The 13734-nt window shown below is 70.9% G+C and carries 16 protein-coding genes; 11 read left to right on the plus strand and 5 right to left on the minus strand.

Features of this window, described 5'->3' with window-relative positions:
* Positions 1 to 106: 106 nt before the first annotated feature.
* The 3 genes from VH112_05590 to VH112_05600 all read left to right on the plus strand — a co-directional run bounded on the left by VH112_05590 (position 107) and on the right by VH112_05600 (position 3583).
* A complete protein-coding gene (locus VH112_05590; GenBank protein HEX4539701.1) occupies positions 107 to 1345 on the plus strand; it encodes a radical SAM protein in 1239 nt (412 codons plus the stop codon).
* Positions 1338 to 2906, plus strand: a complete 1569-nt coding sequence (locus tag VH112_05595; GenBank protein ID HEX4539702.1) for a class I SAM-dependent methyltransferase — start codon at positions 1338 to 1340, stop codon at positions 2904 to 2906. The genes VH112_05590 and VH112_05595 overlap by 8 nt, the downstream gene beginning before the upstream one ends.
* Before the next feature lie 197 nt (positions 2907 to 3103).
* Positions 3104 to 3583 carry a hypothetical protein gene (locus VH112_05600; GenBank protein ID HEX4539703.1) on the plus strand — a complete coding sequence of 160 codons (480 nt, stop codon included), beginning with the start codon at positions 3104 to 3106 and terminating at the stop codon, positions 3581 to 3583.
* 33 nt (positions 3584 to 3616) lie between these two features.
* Here VH112_05600 and VH112_05605 read toward each other — a convergent pair whose 3' ends face one another.
* Positions 3617 to 3985 (minus strand): hypothetical protein, encoded by a 369-nt coding sequence (locus VH112_05605; GenBank protein HEX4539704.1) that lies wholly within the window; start codon positions 3983 to 3985, stop codon positions 3617 to 3619.
* A 9-nt stretch (positions 3986 to 3994) separates the two neighbouring features.
* On the minus strand, positions 3995 to 5056 hold the full coding sequence (gene rlmN / locus VH112_05610) for a 23S rRNA (adenine(2503)-C(2))-methyltransferase RlmN (protein HEX4539705.1): 1062 nt from the start codon (positions 5054 to 5056) through the stop codon (positions 3995 to 3997).
* A gap of 77 nt (positions 5057 to 5133) precedes the next feature.
* On the opposite strand from rlmN, the gene VH112_05615 reads away from it, so the two are divergent.
* Entirely contained in the window at positions 5134 to 5913 is a 780-nt protein-coding gene (locus tag VH112_05615; GenBank protein ID HEX4539706.1) for a VIT1/CCC1 transporter family protein, read from the plus strand.
* Here the strand turns inward: VH112_05615 and mshD are convergent.
* A complete protein-coding gene (gene mshD / locus VH112_05620; GenBank protein ID HEX4539707.1) occupies positions 5899 to 6867 on the minus strand; it encodes a mycothiol synthase in 969 nt (322 codons plus the stop codon). The genes VH112_05615 and mshD overlap by 15 nt on opposite strands.
* 61 nt (positions 6868 to 6928) lie before the next feature.
* On the opposite strand from mshD, the gene nth reads away from it, so the two are divergent.
* Positions 6929 to 7633 carry an endonuclease III gene (gene nth, locus VH112_05625; GenBank protein HEX4539708.1) on the plus strand — a complete coding sequence of 235 codons (705 nt, stop codon included), beginning with the start codon at positions 6929 to 6931 and terminating at the stop codon, positions 7631 to 7633.
* 122 nt (positions 7634 to 7755) lie between these two features.
* Here the strand turns inward: nth and VH112_05630 are convergent, their stop codons facing one another.
* Positions 7756 to 7956, minus strand: a complete 201-nt coding sequence (locus tag VH112_05630) for a hypothetical protein (protein ID HEX4539709.1) — start codon at positions 7954 to 7956, stop codon at positions 7756 to 7758.
* A gap of 99 nt (positions 7957 to 8055) precedes the next feature.
* Here VH112_05630 and hisD point away from each other — a divergent pair, with 99 nt between their 5' ends.
* Genes hisD through hisF form a run of 6 tightly spaced genes read left to right on the plus strand, consistent with a single transcriptional unit; the run spans position 8056 to position 13102 of the window.
* Entirely contained in the window at positions 8056 to 9372 is a 1317-nt protein-coding gene (gene hisD, locus VH112_05635) for a histidinol dehydrogenase (GenBank protein ID HEX4539710.1), read from the plus strand.
* Entirely contained in the window at positions 9372 to 10433 is a 1062-nt protein-coding gene (gene hisC / locus VH112_05640; protein ID HEX4539711.1) for a histidinol-phosphate transaminase, read from the plus strand. The genes hisD and hisC overlap by 1 nt, the downstream gene beginning before the upstream one ends.
* Positions 10421 to 11020, plus strand: a complete 600-nt coding sequence (gene hisB, locus VH112_05645) for an imidazoleglycerol-phosphate dehydratase HisB (GenBank protein ID HEX4539712.1) — start codon at positions 10421 to 10423, stop codon at positions 11018 to 11020. The genes hisC and hisB overlap by 13 nt, the downstream gene beginning before the upstream one ends.
* Positions 11017 to 11622: an imidazole glycerol phosphate synthase subunit HisH gene (gene hisH / locus VH112_05650; protein ID HEX4539713.1), complete on the plus strand. Its 606-nt coding sequence runs from the start codon at positions 11017 to 11019 to the stop codon at positions 11620 to 11622. Before hisB ends, hisH begins: the two co-directional genes overlap by 4 nt.
* Entirely contained in the window at positions 11622 to 12356 is a 735-nt protein-coding gene (gene hisA, locus VH112_05655) for a 1-(5-phosphoribosyl)-5-[(5-phosphoribosylamino)methylideneamino]imidazole-4-carboxamide isomerase (GenBank protein ID HEX4539714.1), read from the plus strand. The genes hisH and hisA overlap by 1 nt, the downstream gene beginning before the upstream one ends.
* Entirely contained in the window at positions 12338 to 13102 is a 765-nt protein-coding gene (gene hisF / locus VH112_05660) for an imidazole glycerol phosphate synthase subunit HisF (GenBank protein ID HEX4539715.1), read from the plus strand. Before hisA ends, hisF begins: the two co-directional genes overlap by 19 nt.
* Here the strand turns inward: hisF and VH112_05665 are convergent.
* Entirely contained in the window at positions 13083 to 13718 is a 636-nt protein-coding gene (locus tag VH112_05665; GenBank protein HEX4539716.1) for an alpha/beta family hydrolase, read from the minus strand. The two genes, hisF and VH112_05665, sit on opposite strands and share 20 nt — an antisense overlap.
* Positions 13719 to 13734: the final 16 nt, after the last annotated feature.

Genomic DNA, 13734 nt, shown 5'->3' on the forward strand with positions numbered 1-13734 from the left:
CACCGTTGCTTAGCATCTGGGCCTCCCATTCCGTGGCGTCGGTGGGCACCGGGGGATCAAGGGAGACGAGGGGGGAAATGGCGGACCGGCGGCGCTTGGGGGTTCGATGACCGTAGAGCTGCGTCCCACGGGTGTGGCTTGCAACATCCAGTGCCAGTACTGCTACCAGAACCCGATACGCGACGCGGACAACATCCCGCGCTCCTATGACCTGGAGGCCATGAAGGCGGCGGTCGAGCGAGAGGGTGGACCGTTCACGGTCTTCGGTGGGGAACCTCTGCTGGTGCCGGAGGAGGACCTCGAGACGCTCTGGGCGTGGGGACTCGAGCGGTACGGCACGAATGGGATCCAGACCAACGGCGTGCTGATCAACGACAACCACGTCCGAATGTTCGAGAGGTACAAGGTCCAGGTCGGTATCTCCATCGACGGTCCAGGAGAGCTCAATGACGTGCGGTGGGCCGGCAGCCTCGAGCGCACGAGGGAGGACACGGCCAAGACCGAGGCTGCCATCGAGCGACTGTGCCGCGAGGGAATTCCCCCGAGCCTGATCGTCACCCTGCATCGGGGCAACGCCACGGCGGACAAGCTGCCGGTGCTGCACGACTGGTTCCGCCGGCTGGAGGCCATGGGGATCACGTCGGCCCGCCTGCACGACCTCGAGGTCGAAGGTGACGACATCGGCTCGGCCTACGCCTTGTCCCACGAGGAGAACATCGCCGCCTTTTTGGGCTTCGCCGCCCTGGAGGCAGAGCTCTCCGCCATGCGCTTCGATGTGTTCGACGACATGCGCAACCTGCTGTCGGGCAACGACGACCAGTCGACGTGTGTGTGGAACGCGTGCGATCCCTACACGACCAGGGCCGTGCGCGGGGTCGAGGGCACCGGTCAGTCATCCAACTGCGGGCGCACCAACAAGGACGGCATCGACTTCGTGAAGGCACCGGTCGAGGGGTTCGAGCGTTACATTGCCCTCTACCACACGCCCCAGGAGCACGGGGGCTGCGCAGGCTGCCGGTTCTTCATCATGTGCAAGGGCCAGTGCCCTGGTACCTCCATCGACGGCGACTGGCGCAACCGGACCCGAGACTGTGACTTGTGGAAGGGCCTGTTCCGCCATCTCGAGGACAAGATGCTCGATGACGGCCAGCAGCCGCTGTCCGCCAGCCCGGAGCGTCGCCAGATCGAGAGCGCGTTCCTCGAGCTCTGGAGTGCTGGCCAGTCCTTTACCATCGCCGGCGCCCGTCGCTGGATCAGCGAGGGAAGAGACCTGGCGGCGGTGTCCGCCGGCGGCGGGAGCCACGGCGACATCCCCCACGGCGACAGCCCGCACGGCGATGGCTGAGACCCTGACCACGCCCGAGGGCGCCGATCCCCTCGGCGCCGATCCCAGCGCCGCGCATCCGCCAGCAGAGATGGAGCGTCTCGACTTCACCCTGCCTGACTTCACCCGCCTGGCCTGGGTGAACGATGGGGCTGAGCGGGTGTGGCAGCCGCGCCTCCAGCGCATCGCCACGGCGTGGGCCGAGACCGAGTGGCGCGCCGTGCTGGCGGGGGTGCGCTCCTGCTCGGTGACCATGGCCTCGCCAGAGGAGTTCCTCTCCATGGGGGCCGCCTGGGCCGAGGAGGGCCTCAACGCGCTGCCGGTGGAGATGACGGGTGTCTCGGGCCAGCCCTATTCGGCCACCGGCGTCCCATTCGAGGCGGGCCAGCCGTTCGTGTTCCGCTTCGTGGTGGGCCGTCCTGGTGATGTTGCGTCGTTCAAGGCCGCTTGGGATGCCGGCGATCAGGAGGCCATCGGGGACCACCTGGGCTATCCATCCTGCTGTCGGGAGTTCTTCCGGCGGGTGTGGGTCGACGACGGCATGGTCGACACCACGTGGCCCATGGCCGCGGCGACGGCCGGCGCTGCCGCGGGGACGACGACCATCGAGGTGAGCGGCCCACCGGAGGCGAACATCTTGTGGCGCTGGATGGGCGTCCGGGCCGTGCCCCACCTTCCGTGCCGCCTCGACTGTCCCGCCACGGTCGACCTTGGTGCACGTCTCATCGAGGTCGGCCGCAAGGCTGGGTTCACCGAGGAGATGGACTGGCTGACCGAGATCCTCTCCTGGTCGGTGGAGTGGTCGGCCCTCCACGGCATCGCCCAGGTCAAGACACCGGTGCTCAAGGTGTCCACCCGCACCGACGCGACTACGCGACCCTACGTGGTGCGGCGTCGGGGCACCGTCCACCCTGCCGAGGGCGTGCGAGGTCTCGCGTTCCCGTTCGAGGTGCCGGTGAGGCTTCGCTTGACCGAGAGCCGTGGCTTTCGCCGGGGCTTGGAGAACGCTGTCCGCCTCCACCCCCGGCCCCAGTGGTACGCGACCGACAACGGCTTCTCGTCCGTCGGGGCCATGCACGACGCCCACCGCCCGATCGTCGAAGCCGCTGTCGCCGCCCTCGGGCAACACGGGGGCAACGTCATCGATCTCGGTTGCGGCAACGGGGCCCTGCTGGAGCGGCTGGCCTCCGCCGCTGCCGGCGTGGTCCCCTTCGGCGTCGAGGTCGACCCCCTGCGGATCGAGCACGCCCGTCAGCTTCACGGCGGCCATAGCGACAACTTCGTGAGCGGCGACATGTTCGACAGCGATGAGCTCTGGGTCGAGGGGCGGCGCTACGCGCTGGCGATTCTGATGCCGGGCCGACTGTTGGAGACCGACGAGCGGCGCGCCGCCGCGCTGCAGGAGCGGCTTCGTGGGCGCTGCGACAAGGTGCTCGTCTATGCCTACGGCGACTGGCTCACTCGGGCCGGCGACCTCGCCAGCCTCGCCAGGGAGGCCGGTTTCACCGTCGCCGGGTCTGGGGGCCAGGAGGCCGCACTCGTTGACATGGACGCATCTCGTCCGGGGGGGACCAATGGCTGACAAGGATCGGGACGAGGCCACGGGCTCGTCGTCGGACGACGAAGGGCGGGCGCGTTGAGCGAAGTCAACGCCTCGTGGTGGCCATGGCGTCACGTCGGTCCTTGCCGAGCACGACCCTGCTGCGTATCATCCCGTCACAGCCGTCGGGCGGTTGAGTGGCGAAGTTGGCGGGCGGAACTGGCGGGAGGAGTCGGCGGATGAGTCCAGAGGATCGCGACGAACGTCAGCGCCAGTTCTCACGGCGGGAGATCCTGCGCGCCGGCATGGCCATGCCCGCCGTGCTGGCGGTGCCGGCATTGGCCGCTGCGTGCGGCGGCGGCGGCTCAACCAGCGCCGCGGGCCACGGGGACCACAGCGACTCGGGCAACCACGCCGATCACGCCGACCACAGCGACACGAGCCACAACGACACGTCGCACAGCGACTCAGCCCACACCGACAGCGCCCACACCGACAAAGGGCACACCGACCACGCGGACACCACCCACAACGACACCAGCCACGGCGACACGACCCATACCGACACGGCGCACACGGACACATTGCACAAGGACTTCGTGCATTTCGACCAGGGTCACTTCGACCACGTTCTGCACAACGACACCCCGTTCTCCGACGTGCACAACGACCTCCACAAGGACTTCGTCCACAAGGACGCGATCCACCCCAATCCCTGAGGGGTAGCCGGAGGCGGGGACGCCGGCGCTGGACTACTTGAACCAGATGCGCTGGTACTCGCGGCTCTGCGGGTGCAGGAGCAGCGCCACCAGTGCGATCTGGAAGATGATGCCGATCACTCCCAGCCCGAGCACGACGCTGGCGCCGGCGACGATGGCGAGGATGAGCAGCACCAACGGAAGAAACGCCGCCGCCACCCCGACGATGTAGCCCCACTTCCGCTCGTTGGCGATCCCGTAGCCGCCGGCGATCTCAGCGGCGATGATGACGATCCCGAACAGACCCGCCGCCCCGCCGATGATGAGGCTGAGCAGGCCGAGCGCGGCGTTGACGTAGAGCAGCATCACGCCGATCTGCAGCGTCTGCGGCTGGGTTTGGTTCAGCCACCGGCGACCCTCCATGGCCGCAGGCTACCTGACAGACTGAGGCGTGCGCGGCAGGGCCTCCGACGAGGGCCGTCCCGCCAGCTGGCCGCAAGCGGCATCGATGTCGGCTCCCCGGTTCCGGCGCACAGTGGCGTTCACCGAGCGCGAGGTCAGCGCGTCGTGGAAGGCTCTCACCCCGTCAGGTGGGGTCCCCTTGGCCGGCCAGCCCGGTGTGGGGTTGAGGGGGATGAGGTTGACGTGGGCGCCGAGCGGGCGGGCGAGGTCGGCGAGCTGGGCGGCGTCGGTCGGCGAGTCGTTCAGGTTGTCCATGAGCGCCCACTCGAATGAGACCCGGCGGCGGGTTCGGGACCGGTAGCGACCGCAGGCGTCGATGAGGGTGGCCAGCGGATACCGACGGTTGACCGGCACCAGGCGATCGCGGAGGGCATCGTTGGCGGCGTGGAGCGACACGGCCAGGCCGACGCGGAGGCGGTCCTCGGCCAGTCGCCGGATGCCGGGGACCAGGCCGACCGTGGAGATCGTGAGGTGGCGGGTGGAGATGCCCAGCTCGGACTGGATGCGCTCGATGGCCCCGCCCAGCTGGCGGTAGTTGGCCAGCGGCTCGCCCATGCCCATGAAGACCACGTTGGAGAGACGACGCGGCGGCGCCAGCTGCCGACAGGACCGCATCGCCCGGGCCACCTGCTCGACGATCTCGCCGATCCGGAGGTTGCGCCGAAAGCCTGCCTGCCCAGTGGCGCAGAACCCGCACCCCATGGCGCACCCGGCTTGGCTCGACACGCACACGGTGGACCGGTCCCGGTAGTGCATGAGCACGGTCTCGATCTGGCTGCCGTCGGCCAGGCTCCACAGCCACTTGCGCGTCCAGCCCTGGTCGGCGGCGGACTCGCGCTCGAGGCGCAGCGCCGGCGCCAGAGCAGGCTCCTCCGCCAGCTGGCACCGCAGCCGCCGCGGCAGCTCGGTCATCTCGCTCGGCTCGACGACGCGCCGGTAGAGGCCGTCCCACACCTGCCCGACCCGCCACGGAGGCTCGTCGCCGAGCAGGGCGCCCAGCTGGCTCCGGCTGAGCTCGTAGCGGGTGTCCACGCCGGCCCACGCTACAGGTACGAAGTCGAGCGGGGCGGGGGACCGCTCGGCCGTCGACACTCACTAGCGTGGAGGTCATGGCGTCGGGCGCGAACCGGGTCCGCTCACGGAACCTCCCCCTCCCGCATCGGGGTCTCTCGCGATCGACTGACGCCATCGCCGGCGAGCACCACCATCGCAACGTGCAGGGGGGCGCCGCCCGGGCGGCGGTGTTCGGCATCAGCGACGGGCTGGTGTCGAACGTCTCCCTCATCCTGGGCGTGGCCGGGGCCCACCCCGCCTCGGGGGTGGTGCGGCTGGCAGGCCTGGCCGGGCTGCTCGGCGGCGCCTTCTCGATGGCCGCCGGCGAGTACATCTCGATGCGAGCCCAGTCCGAGCTGATGGAGCGGGAGCTCGACCTCGAGCGGACCGAGATCCATCGTCGCCCCGAGGGCGAGCGACGCGAGCTGGCCCACATCTACGAGAGCCGGGGCATCGATCCCAACGTGGCCCATGATCTCGCCACCGAGATGATGCGTGACCCGGACGTGGCCCTCGACACCCATGCCCGCGAAGAGCTCGGTATCACCCCCGCATCGCTCGGCTCGCCGATCCAGGCCGCGCTGTCATCGTTCGCGGCGTTCGCCGTGGGCGCCCTGGCGCCCCTGCTCCCGTGGTTCTTCGTGACCGGCACGACCGCGATCCTGGCGTCGGTCACCGTGGGCGTGGTGGCGGCCCTGGTGGTGGGAGCGGCGCTGGCCAGGTTCACGGGCAGGGCCGTGCTGCACTCTGCCCTACGACAGCTGGCGATCTCCGCCCTGGCGGCGGCGGTGACGTACTCGGTCGGTAGGGCGGTCGGCGTCTCAGGCGCGGCCTGACGCGGGCGGACGCGCCCTACCGTCGGCACCATCTGGCGCTGGCGATGCGCGGGCCCCGATGTCGACGACGTACGCCCGGTCGACGTGGTCCACGGTGAAGCCGACGTCGCGGTACAGCTGCACAGCGGAGCCATTCGAGGAGTCCACGTACAGCATTCCGGTCGGCAGGCGCCGTCCGGCCAGCCAGTCCAGGCCGGCGAGAAGGAGCCGGCGCCCGAGGCCCAGTCCCTGGAACGCGGGGTCCACGGCGATCACGTAGATCTCCCCGAGCGGGGGATCGTGCTCAGCGTGGATCTTCGTCCAGCAGAACCCGGCCAGGCGCCCGTCCCGCTCGTGGAGGAGGAACCCCTGAGGGTCGAACCACGGCTCGCGTTCGCGGCGCAGCAACGTCTCCAGGTCCCACTCGCCCTGCTCCGGATGCGACGAGAACGCCCGAGCGTTGACGTCCAACCACGCCGTCTCGTCACGCCCGGGCTGGAAGGCTCGCGTCGCCACGGGATCTCGGCTTCCCGGGACCGGCAGGGGACGGCGCATCTGCAGCAGCTCCCGTCCTCGGGCCATGCCATTGGCGGCGGCGATGGCGTCGTGCTGGGGACCGGGCTTGGGCACCCACATGTGCACGTGCCCTCCGCCCTCCCGGGCCACCTCGTCGAGCGCGGCTCGCACCAGGTCGACCCCGACGGTACCGCCGGGCTCGCGGTGGTGAGGGTCCACCACGAACTCGATGGCCCAGCTCGACTGGCCCCGACTCAGCTGGGCGTAGCCGACGGGATGGCCGTGACCAGCTTCCCAGGCCACGAAGCCGGCGAACCCCTTCCGACCTCCCTCGACCAGATCCAGCCACATGTGCTCGCCGAGCGGGAGGTGCTTGTCGGCGAGGGCCGCCAGATGGAGCAGCTCCGACACGGCCGCGATGTCCGCCTCACCCATGCGACGCTTCACCTCGAGCTGCACGCAGCCGAGGGTAGCGCCGCACCTCCGTGCTGCCCCGGTACCGGCAGTAGCGTGCTTGTCCATGGCCCGACCCCGCACTCCTCGCGGCCGGGCTCGCGAGACGGCGACCAGGCTGGCCGAGGAGTACCCAGGCGACGCCCGCCAGCTGTGCGCGCTCACGCACGCGAACGCCTTCCAGCTCCTCGTGGCCACCATTCTCTCGGCCCAGACGACCGACGAGCGGGTGAACGAGGTGACGCCCGCGCTCTTTCGTGCGTATCCGGGCCCTGAGGAGCTGGCCGGCGCGGACCTGGAGGAGCTCGAGGCGCTGATCCGCCCGACCGGTTTCTTCCGCAACAAGGCCCGCAGCCTCAAGGGCATGGCCGCGGTGCTGGTCGAGCGCTTCGGCGGCGTCGTGCCGTCGTCGGTCGAGGACCTCACGACGCTGCCGGGGGTGGGTCGGAAGACCGCCAACGTGATCCGCAGCGTCGCCCTGGGGCTGCCCGGGCTCCCGGTCGACACCCACGTCGGGCGGCTCAGCCGGCGCCTGGGGCTCACGACCCAGACCGACCCCGTCAAGGTCGAGTACGAGCTGTCGGCTCTGCTCCCGCCGGCCGAGTGGGGCTCCTTCAGCCTCAGGTTGATCATCCACGGTCGCCGGGTGTGTATGGCCCGCCGGCCACACTGCGTCGATTGCGTGCTCAATGACTTCTGCCCCTCGGCGGAGCTCCCGGTGGGATGGGCCCGGGCCCATGCAGGAACAAGGGTCAGGAGGGCGACGTTCTAGATGAGTGGAACCGGTTCCCGCCACCTGGTTCCACGAGCGAGTGCGGGATCCGCCGCCCGGCTCGCTCCGCTGACGGCGCCCATCCGGGCGCCGTTAGCGTGTCCGAGCCGCCGGCCAAAAGCTCACATGTTTCGGCTGTCGGCGTCGATGACCTTGCTAAGGCGTCGTTGGGCGCCCGTGAGGGCCCGCTCGACGGCATAGAGGTCGGCGGCCAGCTCGTCACGCTCGCCACGCGCGTAGCCATCGGCGATGGCCGTGATGCGGGTGGTCAGCTCGTCGAGGGCCGTCGCCAGCGAGGAGAGCTCCGCGCTCGATGCAGTCATGCCCCAGATATTGGCTCGGGGCGGAGGCGAGCGACGGCGCTGAGCTCGGCCGGTAATGCCGGGAGGTGCCGGGAACGGGACCGTTACGATCGGGTGGCAATGCTCACCCGACTCGACCTGCGGGGCGTGACCGACCTCGTCGGGATCCTGCCCCGGCCCGCAATGGCCAAGGAACCCCCGACAGACGCGGTCGAGGCCATCCTCGCCGACGTCCGGGCGAGGGGTGACACGGCGGTGCGCGAGCACACCGAGCGCCTGGACCGCGTCGTGCTCGACGACCTGCGGGTACCAGCAGGCGAGCTCGGCCACGCCCTCGAGTCCATCCCGACACCCCTCCGGGAGGCCCTCGAGGCGGCCCAGTCCGCCATCGGGGACTATCACGGCTATCAGCGCACCTGGTCGCGCGCCGAGCCCTACGAGCGCGAGGGGATTGTCGTCACCGAGCTCCCCATACCGGTCGAGCGGGCGGGGCTCTACGTTCCCGGCGGCCGGGCCCGCTACCCGTCCACTGTGCTCATGACGGCAGTGCCAGCGCGGGTGGCCGGCGTGCCCCACGTCGCCCTGTGCGTGCCACCTGACGCCGACGGGAGCGTGGCCGAGCCGACGCTGGCGGCCGCAGCCCTGGCCGGAGTCGATGAGGTCTACCGCGTGGGCGGGGCCCAGGCCGTGGGGGCCATGGCGTACGGCACGGAGACGATCGGCGCCGTGGACGTCATCGTCGGGCCGGGGAACATCTATGTGTCCGAGGCCAAGCGTCAGGTGTCGGGCGTGGTCGGTGTGCCCTCGGCGTTCGCCGGGCCCTCAGAGGTCGTCGTGGTCGCCGACGCGACCACCCCGGTCGAGCTCGCGGCCATCGACGTGGTCGTGCAGGCAGAGCACGGGCCCGACGGGCTGGCCTGGCTCGTCACCTGGTCGGAACGGGTGGCCGAGGAGGTCGCCGACGCCGTGGCCCGACTCGTGGCGGCGTCGCCGCGGCGGAGCGAGATCGAGGCCACCCTGGCCCAAGGCGGCTACGCCGTGGTCGTCGAGGGTCCCGAGCAGGCGATCACCGTGGCCAACAGCATCGCCCCCGAGCACCTCGAGCTCCTCTGCGACGAGCCCGACGGCCTGCTGCCGCTGGTTCGCAACGCCGGCGCCGTGTTCACCGGCGTCTTCGCCCCTGCCAGCGTCGGGGACTACCTGGCCGGCCCCAGCCACGTGCTCCCGACCTATGGATCGGCGCGCTTCGCCAGCGCCCTGCGAGTCGACGACTTCGTCCGCCACATCCACGTTGTGTCGGTGGACGAGCGCGCCCTGGCCCGGGTGGCCCCGCACGTTCGTGCCATCGCCGACGCCGAGGGGCTCCCCGCTCACGCCGAGTCGGTGCGACTCAGGCAGCCGGCCCGGGAGGCCGGCCCAAAGACATGGGAGAGCTAGTGCCGCCGGTCCCGGTGCGAGCAGACCTGGACCTCTTCGAGGGGTACCACTCGCCGCAGCTGGATGTGGCGGTCCGGCTCAACACCAACGAGTCGCCCATCGCACCACCGCGCGCCTGGGTGGACGCTTTGTGCGCCGAGTTGGCGCGCATCGAGTTCCACCGGTATCCCGACCGTCGGGCCTGGGCGCTGCGCTCGGCGCTGGCGAAGGTGCATGGCGTGCGTCCCGAGGAGGTCTTCTGCGCCAACGGATCCAACGAGGTGCTCCAATGCCTTCTGCTGGCCTTCGGCGGGCCCGGCCGCAGCGTGGCCGTGTTCGAGCCGACGTACGCGCTGCACTCCCACATCGCCCGCCTCACGGGCACCCGTGTGGCGACGGGTGAGCGGCTGGCAGACTTCCGCATCGACCTCGACGAGGTCCGCCGGGTGAACGATGAGGCGGCGCCCGTCGTCACCTTCCTGTGCTCGCCCAACAACCCGTCGGGTCGGGCCGACTCCGAGCAGGTGGTCGACCAGGTGCTGAACATGGCGCCCGGCCTGGTCGTGGTGGACGAGGCCTACGGCCAGTTCTGTTCGTGGTCGGCGCTGTCGATGCTCGGCGACCACGACCGACTGGTCGTGGTCAGGACGTTCTCCAAGACGTGGTCCATGGCCGCGGCGAGGCTCGGCTATCTCGTGGCCCCGGCGTCGGTGGTGGCCGCCCTCGAGCAGGTCGTGCTTCCGTACCACCTCGACGCCATCAAGCAGGTCGCCGGGCGTCTGGCCCTCGACTACCGGGCGGACATGGACAACAGGGTCGCCGTCCTGGTGGAGGAGCGCGGCCGTCTCGTCGCCGCCCTGGGTGCGCTGCCGGTCGAGTCCTGGCCATCCGACGCCAACTTCATCCTCTTTCGCCCGCTCACCCGTCCCGGGGACGAGGTGTGGCAGGGTCTGGTCGATCGCTCGGTGCTCGTTCGCAACTGCAGCGGTTGGCCCCGTCTCGACGGGTGCCTGCGGGTGACAGTCGGCACACCGGAGGAGAACACCGCCTTCCTCGACGCCCTGACTGCGTGCCTGAAGTGAGAGCCGCCGAGCGTTCGCGTCGGACCCGCGAGACCACGGTCGAAGTCGCGCTCGATCTGGAGGGCTCAGGGCTGGTGGAGGTGACCACGGGCCTCCCGTTCTTCGACCACATGGTGTCCCAGCTGGGCCGGCACGGGGGGCTGAACCTCCGCGTCTCCGCTCAGGGCGATCTGGACGTCGACGCCCACCACACCGTGGAGGACGTCGGCATCGTGCTCGGGGAGGCCCTGGCCGCGGCGCTGGGCGACAAAGCCGGGGTGCGCCGCTTCGCCTCGATGGCCGTGCCCCTGGACGAGGCGCTGGTCGAGGTGGCGCTCGACCTGTCCGGGCGTCCCTACCTCCAGTACGACGTGGACCTGGCTCCTGACGCGGTGCCCCTCGGGACCCCGGCCTTCGAGCCGCAGCTGGCCGAGGAGTTCTGGCGGGCCCTGACCACCTCGGCCGGCATCACCTTGCACATCAGGCTGCGGAGTGGGCGCAACACCCATCACATCCTCGAGGCCTCGTTCAAAGCCGTGGCCCGGTCCCTACGCGACGCGGCTCGGGTGGAGGGAGCCGAGGTCCCGTCGACCAAGGGACGCCTGTGATCGCCGTCCTCGATTACGGGATCGGCAACCTCCGCTCGGCCGAGAAGGCGTTGCAGCGGGTGGGAGGTGACGCCCGACTGGTGACGGACCCTGATCAGGCCGAGGGAGCGGCGGGGGTGGTGCTTCCCGGGGTCGGAGCTTTCGGTCGCTGCCTGGAGGCCCTGCGGGCATCCGGGCTCGACGCCGTCGCCGTCGACGCCGCCCGCCGCGACCTTCCCTTTCTCGGCATCTGCGTCGGCATGCAGATGCTCTACGAGGCGTCGGCGGAAGACGCCGGCGCGCGCGGGCTGGCGATCCTCGACGGCAGGGTCGGCGCCCTTCCGCCCGGACCGAAGAGCCCGCAGATGCAGTGGAACGTGCTCCGTCCGGTGTCGGATCGCGCCAGCGAGATGCTCCGACCGCTCGGCGACCTTCCGTGGGTGTACTTCGTGCACTCCTTCGCCCCGGAGCCGTCGGGTGACGTCGTGGCCACGTGCGAGTACGGGGGGTCGGTGGTGGCCGCCGTGGAGCGGGGCCGGCTGTGGGCGACCCAGTTCCACCCTGAGAAGTCGGGAGCAGCCGGGCTGGCCCTCCTCGCCGGGTTCGTGCGCGCCTGCAGCTGATGGACCTGTACCCCGCCGTCGATTTGTTGGACGGACGCTGCGTCCGACTGGTCCAAGGTGACTTCGAGCGCCGCACCGTCTACGGAGACCCGGTGGAGACGGCGATCGACCTGGCGGGCTCGGGTGCACCGTGGCTCCACGTGGTCGACCTCGACGCGGCCAGGACCGGTCACCCGGTGAACCGCAGGATCATCACCGACATCGCTGCCGCCGTCGAGGTGCCGGTCCAGGCCGGCGGAGGGGTGCGCGACGACTCGGGCGCGGCGGCTCTGCTCGACGGCGGGGTGGCCCGGGTGGTCCTGGGGACGGCGGCGGTGGAAGACGCCGACCTGGTCGAGCGGCTGGCCGCCCGGTACCCGGGGCGCGTGGCCGCCGGCATCGACCACCGCCGAGGCGAGGTATCGCTGCGCGGGTGGACACAGGCCTCGGGTGCAGGGCTGCTCGAGGTCCTGGGCCGGCTCGAGGACCTCGGAGCGGCCGCCGTGATCGTGACCGACATCAGCAGGGACGGGACCCTCGCGGGGCCAGATCTCGCCGGCCTGTCAGCGGCGCTGGCGGTGTCGACCGTGGACCTCATCGCGTCGGGGGGCGTGGGGTCGGTGGAAGACCTGGCCCGCCTCGCCCGTCTCGATGCGGACGGCCGGCGGCTGGCAGGCGTGATCGTGGGTCGGGCCATCCACGACGGGCGGCTCGACCTGAAGGAGGCGCTGGCGGCGTGCGCACCGTCCGGGTGATCCCCTGCCTCGACGTCGACGCCGGGCGAGTGGTCAAGGGCGTCAACTTCGAGAACCTGCGGGACGCCGGCGATCCGGTCGAGCTCGCCGCCCGCTACGACCGGGCCGGAGCCGACGAGGTCGTCTTTCTCGACATCACCGCTTCCTCCGACGACCGGGACACCCTGGTCGACGTCGTGGCGCGGACCGCCGACGAGGTCTTCATCCCCCTCACGGTCGGGGGCGGCGTGCGCAGCCTGGGCGACGCCCATCGGCTGCTCCGGGCCGGCGCCGACAAGGTGGCGGTGAACACGATGGCCGTGCAGCGCCCGGCCCTGGTGCACGAGATGGCCGCCGAGCTCGGATCACAGTGCGTGGTCGTCGCCGTGGACGCCCGGCGGCGGGGTACGGGGTTCGAGGTCTACACCCACGGCGGGCGCACCCCTACGGGCCTCGACGCGCGCACGTGGGCCATGGTCTGCGAACGGCTGGGGGCGGGCGAGCTGCTGCTCACCTCCATGGACCGCGACGGCACGAGAGATGGCTACGACCTCGAGCTGACGAGGTCGGTCGCGCAGGCCTGCTCCATCCCCGTGATCGCCAGCGGGGGGGTCGGCACGCTCGACCACCTCGTCGAGGGGGCCGTGGCCGGCGCCGCCGACGCCGTGCTGGCGGCGTCGATCTTCCATTATGCGGAGCACGGCGTCGCCGAGGCCAAGGCCTACCTGGCCGCCAAGGGCGTGAGCGTCAGGCCGATTGCCGGCTGAGCCGCTCGAGCCAGGCCAACGACAGGGCCATCAGCTGATCGGCCCGGCCCACGAGGTAGTGGTCCCCGCCCGGGACGATCTCGAGCTGGGTGCTCGTCCACCCCTCGATCACGGGGCGGGCCGACTCGGGGGGTCGGAACTGGTCGTGCTCGGGCACGACCACCAGCTTGGGTCGGGAGTCGGCAGGGGCGACCATGTCGGCGACGGCGGCGGCCCGCAGCGGAGGGGCCACCGCGATCCAGCCGGCCAGGCGATCGTCTCCCACCGTGAGGGCCGTGTCGGCTCCGAAGGACCATCCGGCCAACACGAGCGGCAGGCCCTCGGTGATCGGGGACAGCACGTCGATGGCCGCCACGAGGTCGGCTCGCTCGTCCCGTCCGCCACCGTGGGTCCCCTCCGAGCGGCCGACCCCCCGGAAGTTGAACCGGAGACAGGCGACCCCGGCCGCAGGCAGGGCATCGAACATGGCGGCGGTGACGATGGAGCGCATGGACCCGCCGAACTCAGGGTGCGGATGGGCCAGAACGGCAGCCGACCACGCCCGCTCGGGCACGCTCAGCTCGCCCTCCAGGGCCAGGCCGTCGGCACTCGACAGCGTTACCGGCTCGATCGGCATCGGGCGAGACGGTACC

Source organism: Acidimicrobiales bacterium (assembly GCA_036270875.1).
Classification (GTDB): domain Bacteria; phylum Actinomycetota; class Acidimicrobiia; order Acidimicrobiales; family AC-9; genus AC-9.